The sequence below is a fragment of the Armatimonadota bacterium genome, assembly GCA_031459855.1.
GTDB classification, from domain to species: Bacteria; Sysuimicrobiota; Sysuimicrobiia; order Sysuimicrobiales; family Humicultoraceae; genus Fervidifonticultor; species Fervidifonticultor primus.
This window is the reverse complement of record JAVKHP010000001.1, coordinates 2,197,082-2,211,973: the sequence shown is the minus strand read 5'-3', so window position 1 is coordinate 2,211,973 and position 14,892 is coordinate 2,197,082. Positions and strand designations below refer to the sequence as shown.

Below are 14,892 nucleotides of genomic sequence, written 5' to 3'. Positions count from 1 at the left end.
GCCCGGGCCCTACCGACCGCCCGGCCGCCTGGCCGCCGGACCGCTTACCGCCGTCCGTCGCCCGTCTCGACCGGCAACTGGCGGTTCTGCCACTCCACGATGCCGCCGGCCAGGTTGTACGCGCGGGCGTACCCGGCCTGGCGCAGCAGTTCCGTCACCTTCGCGCTGCGCGCGCCGGTGGCGCACTGCACCACCACCGGGCGGTTGGGGTCGATCTCGGAGGTGCGCTGCAGCACCTCGCCCATGGGGATCAGCACGGCGCCCGGGATCCGCACCATCGCCCACTCCCACGGCTCGCGCACGTCGATCAGCTGCGCGCCCTCCGCCACCAGGCGGTAGGCCTCCTCGGGATCGACGGCTGGAACTCCCTCCTCGGTCGCCGCGGGCGCGTGCTGGCGCCCTGGCAGGCCGCAGAACTGCTCGTAGTCGATCAGCGCCGTGATCGTGGGGTGGTCGCCGCACGCCGGGCAGGCGGGGTTGCGCGTCCACCGCAGCGTGCGCACCTCGCCCTGCAGCGCATCGAAGAGCAGCAGCCGGTTGGCCAGGGTCTCGCCGACCCCCAGCAGGATCTTGATGGCCTCGATGGCCTGCAGCGTGCCCATGTAGCCGGCCACGGCGCCCACGATGCCGCCCTCGGCGCACGACGGCACCGACCCCGGCGGTGGGGGCGTCGGAAACAGGCACCGGTAGCAGCCCCGCCCGGGCAGGAAGACCGTGGCCTGGCCTTCCCACTTCAGGATGCTGGCGTCCACCAGGGGCTTGCGCAGCAGGACGCACGCGTCGTTGACCAGGTAGCGCGTGGGGAAGTTGTCGCTGCCGTTGACGACCACGTCGTAGTCACGGACGATCTCCAGGGCGTTCTCCGAGGTGAGGGTGGTCTGGTACGGCACGACCGTGACGTCGGGGTTGACGTCCTCCAGGGTCCGCTGCGCCGACTGCGTCTTGGGCCGACCGATGTCGTGCGTGAAGTGCAGGATCTGGCGGTGCAGGTTCGACAGGTCCACGCGATCGCCGTCGACGATGCCCAGCGTCCCCACCCCGGCCGCCGCCAGGTAGAGCGCCGACGGCGACCCCAGCCCGCCGGCGCCCACGATCAGCACCTTGCTGTCCAGCAGCTTGCGCTGCCCCGCCACCCCCAGCTCCTCGAGGATGATCTGCCGCGAGTAGCGGGTCAGCTGCTCCTTCGTCAACAGCGGCGTGGCGCCGCGCTGCGTCTGAACCGCCATGCTCCTCCCCCGTCGTTCCCGACGACCGCCCGGCCACCCCTATTCCCGGCGGCGACGCCCCGGCGTACAGGGGCGCGCTCGGACCGGGCGACGTCCGCTTCGTCCCGCGCCGGCAGCTCGCTGCCGGCGCACCGGTGGCGCACGACCACACCGGACTCGTCCTAACACTGGCACGGGTGGGAATTCGTGTCAAGAAACGGGTACAATGGGGCACGATCACCTCGGGTAGCGGTTGGCACGGAACCCGAAGGGGCGGAGGCGTTCATGGACGAGACGCAGGCCCACGAACTCTACGACGTCACCATCATCGGCGCCGGGCCCACCGGCCTCTTCGCCGCCTACTACGCCGGGTTCCGCGGCTTCCGGACCAAGCTGATCGACAGCCAGCCCGATCTGGGAGGCCAGATCACCGCGCTCTACCCGGACAAGTACATCTACGACGTGGCCGGTTTCCCCAAGATCCTGGGGAAGGACCTGGTGGCGAACCTCGTGGAGCAGGCCATGCAGTATGAACCCACCGTCTGCCTGAACGAGGAGGTCCGCACGCTGCAGCGGGGGCCCGATGGGATCATCGAGCTCGGGACCACCCTGGGGCGGCACCGGAGTCGGGTGGTGATCATCACGGCGGGCATCGGCGCCTTCACCCCCAAGACCTACCGGCGTCCCGAACTCGACCGCTACGAGGGCCGCGGGCTCTACTTCGCTGTGCGGCGCAAGGAGGAGTTCCGCGACAAGACCCTGCTGGTGGTCGGGGGCGGCGACTCCGCCCTGGACTGGGCGCTGAACCTGCTCCCCTACGCCAGGAGCATCACGCTCATCCACCGCCGCGATGGCTTTCGCGCCCACGCCGACAGCGTCAGGAAGCTGTTCGAGTCGCCGATCACCGTCAAGCTGTTCTACGAGCTGCGGGCGCTGCGGGGCGACCCGCACGTCGAGGAGGCCGTGATCGTCAACAACCGCACCGGGCAGGAAGAAGTGCTGCGGGTGGACGCCGTGCTGGCGTTCCTCGGGCTGGTCTCCAACCTGGGCCCCATCGCCCAGTGGGGGCTGCAGCTGGAGGGTGACGCCATCGTCGTCAACACCAAGATGGAGACCAACCTGCCGGGCGTCTACGCGGCCGGCGACATCGCCACGTTCCCGGGCAAGCTGAAGTTGATCGCGACGGGGTTTGGCGAGGCGGCCACCGCGGTGAACAACGCCGCGACCTACCTCGACCCGCACGCCTCGGTGTTCCCCGGCCACTCCTCGGCCATCATGGAGAAGAAGGAGAAGGAACTGGCCCGCCAGCCCCGCTGATGCGCCGGGCGACGGTCGGCCTGCGGGCGTGGCGCGGGCACCCAGAGCGTCTCATGGTGCCTTGCCCTGCGACCACACGCCTACGGCGATCCAAAGACAGCCAACGGCGACCAACACGCCGTGGGCCACTCGGAAGGGCTGCGTCCAGAAAAACTGCGGAACGTATAGCCCCACGCCGACTGCCATGGGAATGCCGCTCCCCTTTGGATACCGCCCGGAGTTCCAGACGGCGATGGCAGCCATGACTGCGGCCATGGCCAGGAGCAAGAGCCCCACAAGAAAAATGACGAGACCTGCACCGGACCGTACCACAGCCACCTGCGTCAGCAGGGCGGCGTTCTGTTGACGAACAGCCGCTTGCCCGATCGCGTACAGGCCGTACGCCTCAGCCCCGTAAAAGGGCACGGTGAGACCCGTCCCGATCAGGCTCAACACGACCGCTCCATATGCGTGGCGCTCCGCGACTGCCTGTCGCACGGTGCCATGAAGACCAAGCAAGCCCAGCGGGAGCAGTGTGAACGCCACGATGGCGAGCACGTGAGCCACCAACCACTCGGTTGATGCGAAGGCCGCAGCACCGTGCAAGGATGCCTCATCGGAAAAGGGCCTGATCGCCGGATACAGCACAAACAAGATGCCGGCGACAGCGAGAGCGGCAGCACTCAGCCGGACTCGAGCCGCATGAGCAGACTGTGTCATAGGGCTTCTCTCCCTAGAAGTGATGAGGAATCCCGACCGTATCGCCCCGCCCGAGCATCCCCCACGTCGAGATGCCGACGATCACCGGGGCCGAAACCTTCCGCTTGACGATACCGGCCCTCACGTTGGCCTTGCCGTCGAACAAGGGAAGGCATGCAGGTTACGCTTGTGTCGGGGCGACCTTGTCGATGACGCTGCCGCCGGGACGGACCCACGACCTATCGGAGCGCATCCGGTACCGCCCGTCCCTGTGCCGGCACACCCGCAACGGGAGCGACCAACGGTTCGTCCTCGTGCGAGCACCCGATGAGCTTCGCGGAGCGAGACATGACCGATGGGCGACCCTCACTCATTCACGCACATACCGCACATCTGTGGCCAAGGGGCTATCAAGAAGCCACCAGGACCTAGCGTCAGCTTCTCGCGCCCGTACTGTTGATTGAGCGCCCATGCCATCAGTACCTCCCACTTGACGCCCCAGTTGCTGTAGGCCGGTTCGCTGCAGTGCGCCATGTCCATGCCATCCGGCGCCATGTAGCCGTCGAGGCTAAGACTGTTCCGATGGCAGTCCTGCAGAAAATTAGGACTCACTGGATTCGATGGGGGAGCCGATCTTCACGCGGCGTACGCATGCTGAAGCGCGGCTATGTCCAGTTTCACCATCTTCAACATCGCATCGATGACTCGCTTTAAGCGAGCCGGGTCTGGGTCGCGCATCATCTCATCCAGAACGGCGGGCACGATTTGCCATCGTAGGCCGAAGCGATCGATGAGCCATCCACATGCCTGTGCTTGCCCACCGCCCTCGAGGAGCGCACGCCAATAGCGGTCAATCTCCTCCTGATCCTCGCACAGGACAACGATCGACACGGCGTCATTAAAGTCATGATGTGGGCCCGCACTGATTGCCTGAAATCGCTGGCCGAGCAGGGTGAAATCGACCACCTTGACCGATCCCGGCGGGCCGCTCGGCGTTTCGCTGGGAAGCACTGTTATGTGATCGACGCGTGAGTCGGGAAAGATGGACACGTAAAATCTCGCTGCCTCTTCGGCTCCTCCTGAGTACCAAAGATGCGGAAATATCCTCGATTGCACCCGGGACGCCATGAGGTGACCTCCTTCAGCTCACGGCTGCAACATCACCTGCAGGCGAAGCCCATCAAGTGCATGCCGTCGTGAGGCCGTGCGGAGCTGCTGCCCGCATGCCACATGCCTGAAGACTCCGCCCCCGCGCCTCGAGAGGCTACGCGGGGACATAGGTCAAACTGAAACACTACCCGCCTGTCTCTGTGCCTCCTCGACGAAGTGGCGGAAGAGCGTGAGACTTGGCGAACAGGCCGTGTGGTCGACGTACCCGTCCAAGGACACGTTCATGCCGAACACGAGCTTAACCATGTCGCATACCTCCTTGTGCAGCCTCTGGCAGACCGCGTTCACCGCTTTTTCAGCGCTCCATGCCCCACTCCGCACCCGATGGTCATCGGACCGGACTCCCGGCGGGAACCTGACCGTCTGCGTCCTGCGTCCTCGGCCGGGAATGCCCCCTCACTGCTGCACCATCGGAACTACACCACCGGGACCCGGCCCGGTTCACCCCGCGGTGCCAGGAGAAAGGCCCGGGTCTAGTCGGCTGCCGGCACAGCCCCCAGGCGCGCCCGGTAGGCACGCACAGCCTGCGCCTGGACGTCGGCGCGGTACGAGGAGCGCACCAGTGGGCCGGCCTCGACGTAGCGGAACCCGCGGCGCAGGCCCTCCTCGCGCAGCCAGGCGAACTCCTCGGGCGTGTAGTACCGGTCGATGGGATGAAACTCCGGGCCCGGGCGCAGGTACTGGCCCAGCGTGAGCACGTCGACGTCGACGGCCCGCAGGTCGTCCATCGTCGCGAGGACCTCGTCGACCGTCTCGCCCATGCCCAGGATGATGCTGCTCTTGGTGAACGAGGTGTAGCCCCACTCCTTGACGCGGCGCAACAGCTCCAGCGACCGGTCGTAGTCGCCGCCCGGGCGCACGATCGCGAAGATGCGCCGCGGGGCCTCGATGTTGTGCCCCAGGATCTCGGGGTTGGCGTCCAGCACCACCCGCAGCGCCTCGGGATTACCCTTGAAGTCGGGCACGAGCACCTCGACGGTGCAGGCCGGCACGCGCCGGTGGATCTGCCGGATCGTCTCGGCGTAGATCGCCGCGCCGCCGTCGGCCAGGTCGTCGCGGGTGACCGAGGTGACGACGGCGTGGCGCAGGCCCATGGCCGCCACCGCTGCGGCCAGGCGGGCCGGTTCCGCGCGGTCGAGCTCGGTGGGCAGCCCGTGGGCCACGGCGCAGTAGCCACAGCGGCGCGTGCAGACGTTCCCCAGGATCAGGAAGGTGGCGGTGCGCCGGCCCCAGCACTCGCCGATGTTGGGACAGCGGGCCTCCTCGCAGACGGTGTGCATCTGCTGCGCGCGCATGATGCTCACCAGGTCGGCGTAGTCGGGGCCGCCCGGCAGGCGCACCTTCAGCCATGCGGGACGGGGGGCGGCGTCAACCGGCATCGCGGAACCCCTCCAGCCAGGTCTTCAGGTACTGGAGGAACTGCATGCACACCGCGCCGTCGAAGACGCGGTGGTCGAACGCGAGCCCCAGGTGCATGATGGGGCGGATGGCGATGGCGTCGTCCCGCACCACCGGCCGTTTGACGATGGCATCGGTGGCCAGGATCGCCGCCTGGCCCGGGACGATGATCGGCATCGACCAGATCGAGCCGAAGACCCCGGGGTTGGTGATGGTGAACGTGCCGCCCTGGATGTCGTCCAGCGTGAGCTGGCCCGCGCGCGCCCGCCGGGTCAGGTCGTCGAGGGCGGCGGCGATGCCCCGCAGGCTGAGGCGGTCGGCCCCATGCAGCACCGGCACCACGAGCCCGTCCTCCACGGCGATGCCCACCCCGATGTTGATCGCCCCGCGCAGCAGGATGCCGTCCTCGGTCCAGGTGGCGTTCACCACCGGATGGGCGCGCAGGGCGTCGGTGGCGGCCTTGATGAAGAAGGCCGTGTAGGTCAGCGGGATCCCCTCGCGCCGCCAGGCGTCCTTGTGGGCCTCGCGCCACGCCACCACGGCGCTCATGTCCACCTCGATCACGCCGTAGGCGTGCGGGATCTCGCGCTTGCTCTGGGCCATGCGCTGGGCGATGGTCCGGCGGATCGGCGTGAGCTTGAGCAAGCGGTCCTGGGGAGCGGCGGGCCCGACGCCGGCCGCAGCACCTGGCGCGGGCGCCGACGGCGCTGGTGGGGACGTCGGGGCTGCAGGGGCAGGCGCTCCGGCAGGACCTGGCGGCGCCGCAGCGGCCGGCGAGGGTGGCGATGGTATGAAGGCCGGCGGCGCTGCAAGGACCTCCGGGGCTACCGGACCCGGCGGCGCTGCAGGCGCAGGACCGACTCCGGGTGGTGCCGCGCCGCTTGCGGCCCGCTGCGCTACGTAGCGCAGGACGTCGTCCTTGGTGACCCGACCGCCGGCGCCGGAGCCGGGCAGGGTTTCCAGCACGCTCAGGGGAATGCCATGCTCGCGGGCCAGGCGCTGGACCAGCGGGGACAGACGGGCGGCGCCGCGCTCGCGCGGCATCTCGGCCGACAGCGCCGGCGCCGTCGGGGCTGCAGCTGGCGCCGCAGCGGCGATGGTGGCGGCCACCGTGACGTCCGCGGCCTCGCCGGGCTGCTGTGGGCCGCGCGGCGCGCCCTCGGCTGCGGCCCCCTCCAGCTCCACCAGCGCGATCGGCGCGCCCACCGGCCGCGTCTCGCCCTCCGGGACCAGCAGCGCCACCAGCACCCCCGCCACGGGCGAGGGCATCTCCACGTTGACCTTGTCGGTGGTGATCTCCACCAACGGCTCGTACTTCTCGACGCGGTCGCCGGGCTGCTTGAGCCACCGCGCGATGGTGCCCTCGTGGATGCTCTCGCCCAGCTGCGGCAGCTTGATCTCGACCGGCATCGGCACGCCCCTCAGTACGTGGCCAGGCGCCGCACGGCGTCGGCGATCTTGGCCCGCGACGGCATGAACGCCGCGGCCAACGGATCGGCGTAGGGCACCGCCGGCACGTCGAGCCCGGCCACGCGCATCACCGGTCCGTCGAGCGCGTCGAACGCCTCCTCGGCGATGATCGCCGCCACCTCGGCCCCAAACCCCAGGAACCGGTTGTCCTCGTAAACGATCAGGGCCTTGTTGGTCTTGCGGACCGAGGCCAGGATCGTCTCCACGTCCAGCGGTCGCAGCGTCTGCAGGTCGACCACCTCGACGTCGATCCCCTCCCCGGCCATCTCTGCGGCCACGGCCAGGGCCTCGTGCAGCATCTGACCGTAGGCGAACAGCGACAGCGTCGTGCCCGGACGGCGTACCACGGCCGGCCCGATGGGCACCACGTAGTCGTCCTCGGGCACCTCGCCGCGGACCGCCCGGTAGAGCCGCTTGTGCTCCAGGTAGAGCACGGGGTCGGGATCGCGGATCGCGGCCTTCAGCAGGCCCTTGGCGTCGTAGGGCACCGACGGCGCCACCACCTTGAGCCCGGGGACGTGGGCGAAGAACGCCTCGATGCTCTGGGAGTGGTACAGTCCGCCGTGCACCTCGACCCCGCCGCCGTAGGGCGCGCGGATGACGATGGGGCACCCGAACGCCCCGTTGCTGCGGTAACGCATCCGCGCCGCCTCGCTCACGATCTGGTTGGTTGCAGGGAAGATGAAGTCGGAGAACTGGATCTCGGCGATGGGAATCAGCCCGTTGGCGGCCATGCCGATCGCCGCGCCCACGATGGTCGACTCGGCCAGCGGCGTGTCCAGGACCCGCGCCTCCCCGAATTCGGCCCAGAAGCCGTCAGTGGCGCCAAACACCCCGCCCTTGGGCCCCACGTCCTCGCCCAGCACGACGACGCGCTCGTCGCGCTTCATCTCCTCGTACATGGCCTGGCGGATCGCATCCAGCAGCCGCAGTTCCGGCATCGTGCGCCCTCCCCCTACGGCCTACGGCGCCCCGGCGGGAGCCCCCGCGCGATGAGGCCCCCGCCTCGTCCCAGCCACCGACCGCAGCACGGTCACGCGCCTACCCCTCGTAGTACACGTGCCGGGTCACGGTCGCGGGATCGGGCCACGGCGCCCGTTCCGCGTACGCGGTGGCATCATCGACCTCGGCGCGGATCTGCGCGTGGATCTCCGTGTAGCGGCGCTCGTCCAGCAGGCCCACCTGCTCCAGGTAGTGCTTGAACACCACCAGGGGATCTCGGCTGCGAGCAGCCTCGACGTCAGCGGTCGGCCGGTACTTCTCCTGCCGGTCCTCGGAGGAGTGCGCGGTCAGCCGCTCGACCTTGGCCTCGATCAAGGTGGGGCCCTCGCCGGCCCGGGCCCGGCGCACCGCCTCGCGGCCCGCCTCGTAGCACGCCAGCACGTCGGACCCGTCGACGACGACGCCAGGGAACCCGTAGCCCGCGGCCCGCACCGCCACGTCGTCGACCGCCATCTGCAGCCGCTGGGGGACCGAGATGGCGTACCGGTTGTTCTCGACCATGAAGACCACGGGGAGCTTGTGGATGCCCGCGAAGTTCATCGCCTCGTGCCAGTCGCCCTGGCTGGTGCCGCCCTCGCCCACGGACGTGACGCAGACCTCGCCGGTCTTGCGCAGCTTGGCCGCGTAGGCGATGCCCACCGCGTGCAGGTACTGCGTGCCCACCGGGCTGCTGGTCGAGAGGATCTTGAGGCGCGGGTGGGCCCAGTGCGCGGGCATCTGCCGGCCGCCGCTGCTGGGGTCCTCCGCCCGCGCGAAGAGCCCCAGCATCAGGTCCCGCGCCGACATCCCCTTGGCCAGGCACGCGGCCAGCGAGCGGTAGAACGGCACCAGCCAGTCGCGGGCGCGATCGGTGGCCCACATCACGCCCACCTGGGCGCCCTCGTGCCCCTGGCCGGAGATCACGAACGGCACCAGGCCGGCGCGCTGCAGCACCCACATCCGTTCGTCGAGGGCGCGGGCCAGCGCCAGGGTGTGGTACATGCGGAGCACGTCGTCGTCGGAGAGGCCCAGCGTCACGTGCCGGGCCTGCACGGTCGCGGTCTGACGGTCTCGGTCGACCATCTCCTCGCCCCCTCGAGGTGTGTGCAGAGTCGGTTCCCTGCACCCGGCCGGGCGTTGTGCGCCCGGCGGGGGTGACCGGGGTCAGGCGTGCAGCACCCGGCCCAGCGCGTCCAGCGCGGCCTCCCGGAGCGCCTCCGCCAGCGTGGGGTGCGCGTGCACCGCCCCGGCCAGCTCCACGGCTGTACCTTCAAGATACTTGACGGCGACGCCTTCCGCCAGCAGTTCTGTCACCGCCGGCCCCAGCATGTGGATGCCCAGGATCTCGCCGGTCCGGCCGTCGGTCACGACCTTGACGAACCCGTCGCGCTCGCCCTCGATGACCGCCTTGCTGTTGGCCTGGAAGGCGAAGCGCCCCACCCTGACGTCGTAGCCGGCCTCGCGGGCCTGCCGCTCCGAGAGCCCAACGGTCGCCACCTGGGGGATGGAGAACGTGGGCCGCGGCACCGCCTGGTAGTTGACGGGGGCGTGCGCGACCCCCGCGATTGCCTCGACGGCGTGGATGGCCTCGTCGGAGGCGACGTGGGCCAGGCGGTAGGGCCGGCCGATACAGTCGCCCACGGCGTAGATCGTCGGCACCGAGGTGCGGAACTCGTCGTCCACGGCGATCGCGCCGCGCTCGACCGCCACGCCGACGGCCTCCAGCTGCAGGCCGTCCAGCAGCGGCGCACGTCCCACCGCCACCAGCAGGTAGTCCGCCTCGACCTCCTCCGTCTGGTCCCCGCGGGCCAGGGTGACGACCACGCGGTCGTCCCGCAGCGTGGCCCGCGTGGCCGTGGTGCCCGTGTGCACCGTGATCCCCTTGCGGGTGAAGACGCGCTCCAGCCCCTTGCCGATCTCCTCGTCCTCCAGCGGCAGCAGCGTCGGCAGCAGCTCCACCAGGGTGACCGCACTGCCCAGGGCCGCGAACAGGCTGGCGAACTCCACGCCCACGGCACCGGCACCCAGGATCACGATGGCCCGCGGCGGGGCCTCCAGCATCAGCGCGCCGCTGCTGTCCAGGATGCGTTTGTTGTCGATGGCGATGCCGGGCACGCTGCGGGCCGTCGAGCCCGTGGCCACCAGGACATGGGCGGCCTCGAGTACGGTCTCCGAGCCGTCGTTGAGGGCTACTGCCACCCGGTCGGCCCGCTCGAAGCGCCCGGTGCCGTAGAAGACGTCGATCTGGTGTTTGCGCATCAGGTACTGCACGCCGCGGTGGAGCCGCTCGACCACCTCGGCCTTGCGCTGCTGCAGCCGCGCGTAGTTCACGGTCAGCGGGCCACCCTCCAGCCCCAGCGCCTGCGCGGCGCGCAGGCGCTCGACGAGCTCGGCGGTGTGCAGCAGGACCTTGGTGGGGATACAGCCCCAGTGCGTGCAGATGCCGCCGAGCTTGTCGCGCTCGACCAGGGCGGTGCGCAGCCCAAGCTGCGCCGCGCGCACGGCCCCCACGTAGCCCGCGGGGCCGCCGCCGATGATCACCAGGTCGTAGGAGTTCGCCACGCCGCCCTCCCAGGGACGCGCAGGTGCGGTCTTGGGGCACCCGAGGATGGATCCGGTGCGGGACAGGAGACCCGCGCGGGGGCATCCAGCCCCGAAGAGGTTCGCGCGGTGCGTGCGGCGCTCCTGCTCATCGCGACGGCAGGTCGCTGGCCAGGAGCAGCACCCGTCAGCGCAGCCGGATTCGGATCGTGTGGTAGCCGCTGGCCCCGTCGGGCAGCGTGGGAGCCTCCTGGGCCGTCTGCAGCACGCCGGTGCCGTCGCGCGCCCGGACCTTGAGGACGTAGGTGCCGGGGCCGGTCGGCGTCCACAGCGCGGCCCACAGCACCCAGGTGTACTTGCCCAGCGGCGGCTTGACCGCGGCCTTCGTCCAGGTCTTGCCGTCGTCGGTGCTGACCTCCACCTCGGCGATGCCGCGATCGCCCGCGTAGGCGATGCCCCCGAGCTCGACGGCGCCGTCGGGCGCCCGGCCCACGCTGCGCCCTGAGGGCACGCGGAACATCGACGTGGTCTTGACCACGGCCTCGTCGCTCCACCCCGACGCCTGCCAGTACCCGGTGAAGTGGGTGGCGACGGCCTCGATCTTCGTCAGCCACTTGGGGTTCTTCATCCCGAACAGCCCCGGCACCAGCAGCCGCGCCGGAAAGCCGTGGGCAGGGGGCAGCGGCGCGCCGTTCATCTCGTAGGCCAGCATCGTGTCGGGGTGCAGCGCCTCGGCAGTCCCGAGGCCTTCGGTGTACCCGTCAGCGCACCGGAGCGCGAAGCGCACCGCCGTGGGGCTCACCCCACCCGCCAGCGCGATGAGGTCGCGGAAGCGCACGCCCTTCCACCGGGCGTTGCCGATCAGGTCGCCACCCACCTCGTTGCTGATGCACTCCAGCGTGTGGTACCGCTCGACCGCAGGGAGCGCGCGCAGCTGCTCGTAGGTGAGCACGACGGGCTTGGCCACCAGCCCGGTGATCTCCAGGCGCCAGCGCGAGGCGTCGAGCTTCGGGTCGAGTCCCGGCGGGTTCTTGCTGACCACGTAGAACTTCTCCGTGGGTGTCACCTCGGGCGGCAGGCCCCTGATGCGCTGAAAGAGCGTTGCGGCCACGGCGGCGGCATGCGCGGCCCGCGCAGCCAGCCAGTGGGCCGCCGCAGCGGCCCCGCCTAGCGCGGCGACCAGCGTGAGGGAGCGGGTCAGGAACCGCCGCCGGCTCACCGCGCTGCCAGCCGGCAGGTGCAGCACGGCTGCGCCCGGCCGACGCCACAGCGCGGCCAGCAGCCCCCCAAACACCGCCGCCGTCAGCACGGCCAGCGCCACCAGCGCCGTGGCAACGGTGCGCACCGCGGCGGTCTCGGGCGCCGCCACGCCTTCGGCGGCCAGCCGCGCCGCGAGCAGGCTCGTCGCCGGTCGCCAGACCACCACGCCGAGCGCGGCGCCTACCACCGCGAACGCGGTCGCCAGCGTGACCAGCGCCGGTCGGGGTCTGCGGGCCCACACGCTGCCCGCTACGGCGGCCGCCGCCACCACGCCCAGCATCAGGGCCCAAAACCCCGCCGGTTTCGCGGCGAACTTGAACCGGACGACGAGGAACCCGAAGACCTCCATGGGCACCAGCCGCAGGGCACGCTCCCACAACGCGCCCGCGAGCACCGGCACCCCGCCGGTCCCCCAGCCCGCGACCAGCGCCCAGACCAGGACCACACCAGCTCCTGCTCCGGCCAGCGCCCCCCACGTCCGGCCTGGCTGTCGCATCCGCGCCACCTCCACGCGGGTCCTCCCGGCGGTCCGGCGCAACGACCACCCACCCGTCCGCAGACGCGGACGCCCCGGCCGACCGCCGGGGCGCCGCGACCACCGCGCACGAGGTCGGTCAGGCCCGTTCCCCAAGGCCCAGCCCGTCGATCTCGCGCTGGCGCTGGGTGGCCAGCTCCACCAGCCACCGGGGATCCTCGTACACGTAGTCCTTGCGCAGGGGATGACCGACCCAGTCGTCGGTCATCATGATGCGGCGCAGGTCGGGGTGCCCCTCGAAGACGATGCCGAACAGGTCGTAGGTCTCGCGCTCGTGCCAGTCGGCGCCACGCCAGACGCCGGTCACGCTGGGCACCACGGGGTGCTCCCGCGGCACCTTCACCTTCAGCAGCAGCTCGTGGCGCCGGGCCATGGAGAACAGGTGGTACGTCACCTCGAAGACGCCCTCTGCCGGCCAGTCCACCGCCGAGACGAAGGAGCAGTAGTCCAGGTGGAACGGCGCCTCGTCGCGCAGGGTGCGCGCGACCTCCACCAGCCGCCCCGCCGGCACCCAGGCCCCCGGGACGTGGTGCGTGAACACCTGCCCTGCGCCGTGCCCGCGGGCGGGTGCGGGGCGCGCCGCCGTTCCCCCGGACTCCTCCCCGGGGTGCGCATCGGCTTCTGGGGGATGCGGCCGGGGGAAGGGCTCGACCTCCGGGAAGCGGCGCTGCAGCTCGTCGACCAGCGCCCAGCTCACGGGCGGCCTCCCAGACGCACCACGCCGCGCGCAATCGGCTCCTTGGGCGCGGCGCGCCGCAGGTCGTCGAGGGTGTAGAGCAGGTTGGCGCGGTTGTAGGTGCTGGTCTCGTAGTGGGGCACGAAGACGATGGCCTCGGTGGGGCAGACCTCCACGCACAGCCCGCAGTAGCAGCACTTGTCCATCTCGATGTCGAAGCGCGTGAGCACCCGGTCCTTGCCCCGCCCGGTGGCCTCGATGTGGATGCAGCGGTCGGGGCAGACCCGCTCGCACTGGAAGCAGATGATGCACTTGTCGCTGCCCGTCTCGGGATCGACCGGCAGGGCCAGCAGCCCGTGCCAGCGGGGCGCGACGTTGACCTTCTGCACCGGGTACATGACCGTGTTCTTGGGCCCCAGCAGCGCCCGCCACGTCACCCGGAGCCCGGTCAGCAGCCCGTCGATCGCCTGCCAGGCCCGCGCCGCCAGCGACGATGCGCCGTTCCGGTGGGGGACGTCCTGCATCGCGGCGCCTCCGGTCACCGGTCCACGTCGGACAGCACGATGTCCACGCTGCCGAGAATCGCGATCACGTCGGCCACCTTCCAGCCCCGCATCATCTCCGTCAGGGCGAACAGGTTCGAGAACGACGGGGCCCGGATCTTCACACGGTAGGGCGTGTCGTCGCCGTTGCTCACCAGGTAGACGCCCAGGTCGCCCCGGGGCGACTCGGTCCGGGCGTAAACCTCGCCCCGCGGGAGCTTGACGGTCACCTGCACCTTGCTGCGGATCTCGCCTGGCGGCAGCTTTGCGATGGCCTGCTCGATGATGCGCACCGACTGGCGCATCTCCTCCATGCGCACCAGGTAGCGCGCCCAGCAGTCGCCCTGGGGGAAGACCGGCACGTCGAAGTCGACCTCGCCGTAGGCCTCGTACGGCAAGGCCTTGCGCACGTCGAAGGCCACCCCGGACGCCCGGGCCACGGGCCCACACGCGCCCATGGCGATGGCCGCCTCCGTGGGCAGCACGCCCACGCCCTGGGTGCGGACCTGGAAGATCGGGTTGCCGGTGAGCAGGTCGTGGTACTCCTGGAGGTGGCGAGGGAACTCGGCGCAGAACGCCAGCGCCCGGTCGGTCCACCCCACCGGCAGGTCCTCGTAGACGCCGCCCGGACGGAAGTAGACGTGGTGGAGCCGTCCTCCGGTGGCCTGTTCGAACAGGTCGAGGATCCGCTCGCGCTCGCGGAAACAGTAGAGGAAGACGGTGGTGGCACCGAGGTCGATGGCCCACGTGCCCAGCCAGACCAGGTGGCTGGCGAGGCGCTGGAACTCCAGCATGATCGTGCGGATCCAGCGCGCCCGCGGGGGGACCTCGATGCCGCCCAGGCGCTCTGTGGCCAGCAGGAACGCCTCCTCGTTGGCCAGCGCGCTCAGGTAGTCCATCCCCCGGTCGGTGAGGGCCACGTTCTGGAGGTAGGTGCGGTACTCCATCATCTTCTCGACCGACGAGTGGAGGTAGCCGATGTCGGGCTGTACCTCCACGATGTTCTCGCCGTCGAGGGTCACCACCAGGCGCAGCACCCCGTGGGTGCTGGGGTGCTGCGGCCCCATGTTGAGCATGAGTTCCTCGGTGCGCAGCGCCACGGCGACTCCCGGTCCGGCG

The 14,892-nt window shown here is 70.5% G+C and carries 13 protein-coding genes and 1 pseudogene; 1 reads left to right on the top strand and 13 read right to left on the bottom strand.

The window, feature by feature from the left end; translation table 11 throughout:
* Nucleotides 1–44 precede the first annotated feature (44 nt).
* A complete protein-coding gene (gene moeB / locus QN157_10125) occupies nucleotides 45–1,226 on the bottom strand; it encodes a molybdopterin-synthase adenylyltransferase MoeB (GenBank protein MDR7555952.1) in 1,182 nt (393 codons plus the stop codon).
* 264 nt (nucleotides 1,227–1,490) lie between these two features.
* Between moeB and QN157_10120 the strand changes: the two genes are divergently transcribed.
* Nucleotides 1,491–2,522: an NAD(P)/FAD-dependent oxidoreductase gene (locus QN157_10120; protein ID MDR7555951.1), complete on the top strand. Its 1,032-nt coding sequence runs from the start codon at nucleotides 1,491–1,493 to the stop codon at nucleotides 2,520–2,522.
* A 51-nt stretch (nucleotides 2,523–2,573) separates the two neighbouring features.
* Here QN157_10120 and QN157_10115 read toward each other — a convergent pair whose 3' ends face one another.
* The 12 genes and pseudogenes from QN157_10115 to QN157_10060 form a co-directional block, all read right to left on the bottom strand.
* A complete protein-coding gene (locus QN157_10115; protein ID MDR7555950.1) occupies nucleotides 2,574–3,221 on the bottom strand; it encodes a hypothetical protein in 648 nt (215 codons plus the stop codon).
* 615 nt (nucleotides 3,222–3,836) lie between these two features.
* A complete protein-coding gene (locus QN157_10110) occupies nucleotides 3,837–4,328 on the bottom strand; it encodes a VOC family protein (GenBank protein ID MDR7555949.1) in 492 nt (163 codons plus the stop codon).
* Nucleotides 4,329–4,490: 162 nt separating this feature from the next.
* Nucleotides 4,491–4,616: pseudogene (locus QN157_10105) on the bottom strand (dihydrofolate reductase).
* 227 nt (nucleotides 4,617–4,843) lie between these two features.
* Nucleotides 4,844–5,749 carry a lipoyl synthase gene (gene lipA / locus QN157_10100; GenBank protein MDR7555948.1) on the bottom strand — a complete coding sequence of 302 codons (906 nt, stop codon included), beginning with the start codon at nucleotides 5,747–5,749 and terminating at the stop codon, nucleotides 4,844–4,846.
* Nucleotides 5,739–7,178, bottom strand: a complete 1,440-nt coding sequence (locus QN157_10095) for a dihydrolipoamide acetyltransferase family protein (protein ID MDR7555947.1) — start codon at nucleotides 7,176–7,178, stop codon at nucleotides 5,739–5,741. The genes lipA and QN157_10095 overlap by 11 nt, the downstream gene beginning before the upstream one ends.
* 11 nt (nucleotides 7,179–7,189) lie before the next feature.
* The gene (locus QN157_10090; protein MDR7555946.1) at nucleotides 7,190–8,179 is read right to left on the bottom strand and encodes an alpha-ketoacid dehydrogenase subunit beta; all 990 of its coding nucleotides are present in this window, start codon (nucleotides 8,177–8,179) and stop codon (nucleotides 7,190–7,192) included.
* Nucleotides 8,180–8,279: 100 nt separating this feature from the next.
* On the bottom strand, nucleotides 8,280–9,302 hold the full coding sequence (locus tag QN157_10085) for a thiamine pyrophosphate-dependent dehydrogenase E1 component subunit alpha (GenBank protein ID MDR7555945.1): 1,023 nt from the start codon (nucleotides 9,300–9,302) through the stop codon (nucleotides 8,280–8,282).
* Nucleotides 9,303–9,383: 81 nt separating this feature from the next.
* A complete protein-coding gene (gene lpdA, locus QN157_10080; protein ID MDR7555944.1) occupies nucleotides 9,384–10,781 on the bottom strand; it encodes a dihydrolipoyl dehydrogenase in 1,398 nt (465 codons plus the stop codon).
* A gap of 166 nt (nucleotides 10,782–10,947) precedes the next feature.
* Nucleotides 10,948–12,516, bottom strand: a complete 1,569-nt coding sequence (locus QN157_10075; GenBank protein ID MDR7555943.1) for a molybdopterin-dependent oxidoreductase — start codon at nucleotides 12,514–12,516, stop codon at nucleotides 10,948–10,950.
* Nucleotides 12,517–12,634: 118 nt separating this feature from the next.
* On the bottom strand, nucleotides 12,635–13,252 hold the full coding sequence (locus tag QN157_10070) for an NADH-quinone oxidoreductase subunit C (protein ID MDR7555942.1): 618 nt from the start codon (nucleotides 13,250–13,252) through the stop codon (nucleotides 12,635–12,637).
* Nucleotides 13,249–13,755, bottom strand: a complete 507-nt coding sequence (locus QN157_10065) for an NADH-quinone oxidoreductase subunit I (protein ID MDR7555941.1) — start codon at nucleotides 13,753–13,755, stop codon at nucleotides 13,249–13,251. Before QN157_10065 ends, QN157_10070 begins: the two co-directional genes overlap by 4 nt.
* A gap of 14 nt (nucleotides 13,756–13,769) precedes the next feature.
* Entirely contained in the window at nucleotides 13,770–14,849 is a 1,080-nt protein-coding gene (locus QN157_10060) for an NADH-quinone oxidoreductase subunit D (GenBank protein ID MDR7555940.1), read from the bottom strand.
* Nucleotides 14,850–14,892: the final 43 nt, after the last annotated feature.